This window comes from Deinococcus cellulosilyticus NBRC 106333 = KACC 11606 (assembly GCF_007990775.1).
GTDB lineage: Bacteria > Deinococcota > Deinococci > Deinococcales > Deinococcaceae > Deinococcus_C > Deinococcus_C cellulosilyticus.
Genome location: NZ_BJXB01000068.1, coordinates 1 through 4545 on the forward strand (window position 1 = coordinate 1; position 4545 = coordinate 4545).

The following is a 4545-nucleotide window of genomic DNA, read 5'->3' on the forward strand; positions in this document are numbered from 1 at the left end:
CTCGTCACAGACACAGCACACCTTTTATCAATTCAACTTTATGTATGGTTTGACAGGACATGGTTTATTCGCTGAGCCGCTGGTTGAGTTCGATCACCCAGTCGCTTCCACTGGAGGGAAGAAAAATGCCCTCCAGTTTTTTCTGACCATCCAGACACGCCTGCAAGTCCCACACAAGAGGAAACTCTGTTCTCAGTGAGTACCTCCGCGATGTGCGATCAAATTCAATGGTCACCAGATGGTTCTTGCTGGAAAGCACGTGTCGGATCTGGTGGAAATAATTCTTGGCTTTCTCTGGAGGCACCTCACCGAAAACCTCCAGAACAACTTCCCTCAAGGTGCATTGTTTGCGATGGTGCAAGAAGGTGATCACTTCAATGGTTTTGCGCAGAGGCACAGGCAAGATGTCTTCACCAGACCTCAATTGTTCTCGATCAATGGTGTCCAGATACAGCAGGTGTTTTGGAGCCTTTCTGAGATGATCAAACAGGTCTCCATAGTGCTCGGTCAGGTGTCTTTTGAGGTGTGGCAGAATGACCACATCCTCTGCACCATAAAATTTGCAATCTTGTTTGACCATGTCCTGCACCAGCAATTCAATTTCTGACCCTTTGCGTGCATCATTGAACATCAGCAACAGTTCGCAGTAGTAAAGTCTGCTGCGAACGTATTCCAGCAGATCTCCGGACTTGTGCCACTCCTCCATCAGGTGCTGCACCTGTTGAATGGCCTGCTGTGGCTCCAGATCACCCAGATGGGCCTCCATGTGAATCTTGTGCAATTGAAAAATGAGCTGAAACATCGCTGTGGTGGCCAGCTTCTCTGTGCGGTACAGGGACTCCACAGCTTTGAGCCTTTCATCCATGTGAACCAGCAGGGTCACCAAATAAGCGCGAACTGGAACTTCAATGCTGCGCAGCAATTTTTTTTCAGAGGTTTCAGCAATCACCAAAAGCTTGTTTTTCCCATCTTCGAGACGACCTTCCAGCACATCAAGGTACGCCAGATACATCTGGCTGCTGAGCCTGAAAACCTCTGTTGTGGTTTCATCATGAATGGCTTGCAAGTATGGGCGTACTTCCTGAAATTCACCATCTTCGTACAGGCTGATGGCAATCAGCATTTTGATGTTCCAGACTTCATCGTTGGAACAGATCTCTTCTGCACGGCGGGCATAGTACAGACACATGTCATTTTGACGAATGTTTTTGTAAATGGAGGCCAGCAACAGCAAAATACGAGGGGCGTGAATTTTGAAATGAGCTGCAGATTGCAAAGTTTTCCACGCCATCTGGGCCAACTTCAAGGCAGCATGCTGGTCCCCCTGTACCATCTGAAGGAAGCCCTGGCATCGGTAATAGAGGGCCAGATCATTCTGATTGAGCTGCATCGGTTTGATGTCATCCAACACCTTTTCAGCTTCAGCGGTGAATCCCATCAACACTGAAACCATCGCAAAATCTACTGCTGCACCCAAATTGCCCTGGGCCATGGCCTTCATCAGGTATTCACGGGCTTTTTCACGTTGCCCCAGCATGGAGTAACAATTTGCAACCCACCTGGTGTCTTCAGGAGAGATGTGTTCCAGATGTTGATAGAGACTCACTCCCAGCTCATACTCAGAAATCAAATAGCAGATTTGCAATTCTGAATCTGCGGGGACAGACATTCTGGCTTCAAGCCAGCGTTCTTTCAGCATCTGGATTGTGGATGGCAACTCGATCATTTATACTTCTCCTGGAGGTCAATCCAACATGAAAAAAATCATGAAGAAATCACTCGTTCTCCTTGTCATGCTTGCTGTTTCTGTGCCGTCTGAAAGCCATGCCAACACCAGTTGCTCGAAGCCGGGTGGCCAAAATGTGGGCATTTCCACTGTAGTCATCACAACCAACGGTTGTCGCTGAATCCTACATCAAAATCACTGCATTTCTCAGCAGATGCCCTGCAGTTCTGTCGACTGTGTTTTCAAGAGCAAACCATGGGTCTGAAAACCAGCTGTGAGGGAACTTCAATCTGGATCAAAAGCCACCAGAAGCAGGTGATCTTCACCTTCTCTGGTGGCTTTGCCTTCCTGCACCATCTGGTTCAGTTCACCATAAACACGTTGCTGGATTCGACGAAGGTTCATCCCTTCCGGGTTCAGTCCTCTCCAGCGTAAAAATTTCTCGTAGAGCTCAGGGAGTTGATCAAAGGGCACGCTGGCTTCCAGTGCTTTCCAGGATTGCATGCCTCCAGTGTAATCAAAACGGGTCCTGGGGTCATACAGCTTTGCCGTGCCCATAAGCGTTTTATAAGCGGCGGTTTGCTATCTTGAACCTGTGCTGTGCGAGTGAACGAGCGTGCCCACTCACATGTATGCTTTTAACACGCATGTACACGTATCGATTCACACGGTGCACGGTCAGGCACACTCCCTGAAGCCACCAGAAACGCTCTCACAGAGACAGCACACCAGAATTTCTATTCACCCAGTCGCTGATTGAGTTCAATCACCCAGTCGCTGTCGCTCGAAGGAAGAAAAATTCCTTCGAGTCTTTTTTGACCTTCCAGATGGGGCGCGACATCCAGGCTGAGCCGATGCTCTGACTTCAACGCGTACATGCGTGTGGACCGGTCATAAGTGATGGTGATGCTTTTGATTTTGTGGTTGATCACATGCCGGATCTGATGGAAATAGTTTCTGGCCCGGTCTCTGGGCATGTCCCCAAAGACATCCACAGCAATACCATCCAGGCTTGCCTCTTTCTTGATGCAGAGGTAAACAATCAGTTCAAAAGATTTTTTGAAAGGCAATTTGATCATGGCCCCATGGATCTCCAGTGCCTCTCGATCAATGGAGAGGATTTTGATGTGCGGCCCTGCAGGAACGGACAGCAAATTGCCATGGCGTCGGTTGATCATCTCGAACAGTTCAGGCACAAACAACCATTCCTCTGAAAACTCATGGGTCAGACCCTCAGCGATCATGTGCTCCACGATTTGATCCAGTTCCTTCAGCACATCTTCATCCCACAAGCCCAGTTTCATGGACATGCTCAGCCTGTAAATTCGGGTTCGCAAGACCTCTGAGGGGTTCCCGGCCCTGAGCCAGAATGCCTCAACCTCTCTCAAGAGCACAACATCTTCTTGCTGATAAGAGCCCTTGACCCAGGTTTTTCTGAGGAGAAATTTCTGGTTGAAATTGGCATTGTCTGCATACTTCTGCATTTCCCTGAGGGCCAGTTGGACTTTGCTGGCATGTCCCTGGGCGTGGTAAACCATCACCAGATACGACAGCGAAATAAAATGGTTGTCATACATGTTGTGCCTGCCAGCATATTCCCAGGCCATTTCAAACCACCCTCTGGCCTTTTCAGGGTTCCACAAAGACAGTTCGATGCAACCCATGACCGTCATGCCACTGGATTTGATCAGGGGATATGGACAGTCGATCAGTTCTGCACAGAGTTCCCTGGCCTCATCAAAACGGTTCAGATCAAACAGCAGGTCCAGTCGGGTCAATTTGATGTGCCACTTGAATCGGGTCACACAGATCTCTTCGGCCCGGCTGAGGTACAGATCGGTCTTCTCAGGCTTTTTTGCAGTCTGATAGATGTACGCCAGGGTGTGCAGGATTCTGGGGGCCGCAAACACAAATTCATCTGCCGACTGGATCACCCTCCAGGACCTTTCACTGAGTTTTGCTGCTTCAACAAGATCAAAAGCAGAACGGTGGATGGCGGTCACCCTGAAATACATGGCCTGATTGAACCTTGAAAGTCCCTGCGGTTCGATTTCCTGAAGTTCCTTCTGGCACTCTTCCACCCGATCACAGATGAAAAGGACCCTGGCCAGATCAATCTTTGCTGCATGACAGCCGCGTTCCACCGATCTGAAAAGGCACTCCAGTGCCCTTTCACGGTTCCCATGGGCAAGGTGGCACAGGCCTGCCCAGCGATCATCTGCAGCGCCTGGAGCCATGAGCGATTCATAAACAGCTAGGCCTTTTTCGAATTCTCCCAGAAATTCGCAGATCTGGAGGTCACTTTCAGGATCAAATCTGGCCTTTTTGAAAGCCATCTCTCTCAGTTGTTCCATCTCGTCCAAAACCCTGACCCTCCCAAAAGATTTGATGAGATCGATTTTTTCCACCGGGAGATCATGCGGATTTCAAAACATTGCAAAGCAAGATGGAAAGTCAAACAGGATGCTCAGTATAGCCCTGATTTTGTAAGCGATCAATTGAGAATCTTTCAGATTTCATTCAAAAGACCTCGCCATTGCGGGGTCTTTGCAGAACAGATCTCTGATTCCAAGCTTGACCGACAAAGCCGATCACACCCATCCTGTGCTCCACGAGTTGACCCATAAGGTCACGGGCTGGACCCAGGGCCTTGCGGGGGTCGAACCCTTTGGGGTTCCTGGCGAGGGCTCACGCCCACCCAAGGTGGACACCGACCTGCGTCTGGCGTCCACCTTGACCCTGGCGATGCCGTCCCTGGGGTCATCCAGCTCTGCTGTGCGTATAAGCGATTTATAAGTGGAGGTCTGCTATCTTTACCA

The 4545-nt window shown here is 49.6% G+C and carries 4 protein-coding genes; 1 reads left to right on the forward strand and 3 read right to left on the reverse strand.

Going from position 1 to position 4545, the window contains the following annotated elements; translation table 11 throughout:
• Positions 1–64: 64 nt before the first annotated feature.
• Positions 65–1726 (reverse strand): hypothetical protein, encoded by a 1662-nt coding sequence (locus tag DC3_RS28590; protein WP_146892183.1) that lies wholly within the window; start codon positions 1724–1726, stop codon positions 65–67.
• A gap of 28 nt (positions 1727–1754) precedes the next feature.
• On the opposite strand from DC3_RS28590, the gene DC3_RS29485 reads away from it, so the two are divergent.
• Entirely contained in the window at positions 1755–1907 is a 153-nt protein-coding gene (locus DC3_RS29485) for a hypothetical protein (RefSeq protein ID WP_186816338.1), read from the forward strand.
• 104 nt (positions 1908–2011) lie between these two features.
• Here the strand turns inward: DC3_RS29485 and DC3_RS28595 are convergent, their stop codons facing one another.
• Positions 2012–2284 (reverse strand): hypothetical protein, encoded by a 273-nt coding sequence (locus DC3_RS28595; protein WP_246130846.1) that lies wholly within the window; start codon positions 2282–2284, stop codon positions 2012–2014.
• 179 nt (positions 2285–2463) lie between these two features.
• Positions 2464–4080: a hypothetical protein gene (locus DC3_RS28600; protein WP_146892186.1), complete on the reverse strand. Its 1617-nt coding sequence runs from the start codon at positions 4078–4080 to the stop codon at positions 2464–2466.
• Positions 4081–4545 lie beyond the last annotated feature (465 nt).